The 1,297-nt window shown below is 42.3% G+C and carries 1 protein-coding gene and 1 pseudogene; one reads left to right on the plus strand and one right to left on the minus strand.

Going from position 1 to position 1,297, the window contains the following annotated elements; genetic code table 11:
* Positions 1 to 694: amidohydrolase family protein (locus tag PX482_RS14170; protein WP_288122581.1), on the minus strand; the 694-nt coding region annotated here is incomplete at its 3' end.
* 306 nt (positions 695 to 1,000) lie between these two features.
* On the opposite strand from PX482_RS14170, the pseudogene PX482_RS14175 reads away from it, so the two are divergent.
* A pseudogene (locus PX482_RS14175) lies at positions 1,001 to 1,177 on the plus strand (BrnA antitoxin family protein); the annotation flags it as partial.
* Positions 1,178 to 1,297: the final 120 nt, after the last annotated feature.

A 1,297-nucleotide genomic window follows, 5' to 3' on the forward strand; every position in this document is an offset into this window, starting at 1 on the left:
ACAGTGCCATCATCTGCTCCATGGGGTGAGAACAAGCATGAAGGGCAAAACGGGTGTTAAATCGATCGGCACCGGTGGTGGGTAAACGACTCCAATGTCCCTCATGAATTCCTACAGCCATGTCCAAATCCTCGCAGGCCGCCCAAAAGGGTTCATAGGCTGGATCGCTCAAAATTCTGCCTTTAACGGGATTAGGGCGCAAAAAAACCGCCTTCCAGCCCAAGTTTGCCATGCGGTTTAGCTCTTTGACCATATCTTCGGGATCATGTTGATTGACTGCAGCCACTCCTTTCAGTCTAGCCGGGTCATAGCTACAAAATTCTTCATATAACCATGTATTGTAAGCACGGACAAAAGCCCCCATCACTTCAGCAGGTAGGCTATCAATGGCAAATAACCACAGTCCGTAATTAGGATAAATAAAAGCCACATCTATGCCCATTTGTGTCATAGATTGAACATGGGACTCTGGGTTATAGCGATTGAGATAAGCATGGGGATGAGCTTGCATCATCTGCTTATTCCCTTCTGCTTGGACTTGTGGGGAGATTTTTTGACTAATCGGTTCTCCTTTGATTTTCATGTCAGCAGAAGGAGCAAATTCCCTAAATTTAGGTTCTAGGTATTGGCCCCACATTGCGGGGGGTTCAATGACATGGGAATCAGCATCAATAATTTTGTACCCGTTGAGCATAGAGGTTTTTTGGCAATTTTCTACCTAAATTATATTTGATTGGGAAAAAGCGATCGCTTTTTTGCGGCTTTCTTTTCATCCCCTAAAACTCCATGGATTGATTGGGTTAAACTTGATACAACACTTTATTAAACTTAACGAATGGAAGCGATTGAATTTAAAATGATTCTTCATCATGGCACAGTTGTCATTCCCCCTGAATATTCCTCTAAGTGGGAAGGTAAGGCGATTCGTGTGATACTTTGCGGGGTGAAGTCATTCGCTTGATTTCTGCTCGTCGTGCTACAAAACAAGAGAGAAAAACTTATGAGAAAGGAATATGATTTTTCTAAAGGAAAACGAGGGGCGCTCATTTCCTCTCAGGGAAAAACACACATTACCATTTATCTAGATGATGAGATTCTAGCTTATTTTCGAGAACAGGCTGAAACCGCAGGAATGGGTTATCAAACCCTAATTAATGAGGTTCTTCGTTACTTGGTATGGTTCGATAGGGGGGCATAAATCGACTAAATCCTTATCTGGCAAGAGACTTAATTGATTAGTTCGCTCTAGATAAAAAACAATTGACAAAAATCGCTAAATGCCTTTCTCTATAAGGGT

This window comes from Microcystis sp. M53602_WE12 (assembly GCF_030065455.1).
Taxonomy (GTDB): Bacteria; Cyanobacteriota; Cyanobacteriia; order Cyanobacteriales; family Microcystaceae; genus Microcystis; species Microcystis aeruginosa.